Here is a 389-nt window from a genome sequence, read left to right on the forward strand (position 1 = left end):
AGCAAGGGCATGTTCGTGAAGGCCGACTTCGCCTATGATGCGGCCGCCGATGTCTATCGCTGCCCGGCCGGCAGAGTGCTGACCTACCGATACACCACCGAAGAAAATGGCCTGCGGTTGCGACGCTACTGGACCGGCGAGTGCCGGAACTGCTGGTCCAAGTCCATTTGTACCACCGCAAAGGAACGCAGGATCACCCGATGGGAGCACGAGAATCTTGTCGATGAGATGCGCGACCGGATCAGCCGCGATCCCGATCTGATGGTGCGCCGGCGATGCACCGTCGAGCATCCGTTCGGCACGATCAAGGCATGGATGGGCGGCACCCATTTCCTGACACGGCGGCTGAAGAACGTCCGCACCGAGATGGCGCTGAACGTTCTGGCCTA

Annotated in this window: 1 protein-coding gene; it reads left to right on the forward strand. The window is 61.4% G+C overall.

The annotated features are described in order from the left end of the window. On the forward strand, window positions 1-389 hold a 389-nt coding region (locus AX756_RS24870), incomplete at both ends, for a transposase (protein ID WP_156461704.1).

The organism is Aliiruegeria sabulilitoris (assembly GCF_001558155.1).
GTDB lineage: Bacteria > Pseudomonadota > Alphaproteobacteria > Rhodobacterales > Rhodobacteraceae > Tropicimonas > Tropicimonas sabulilitoris.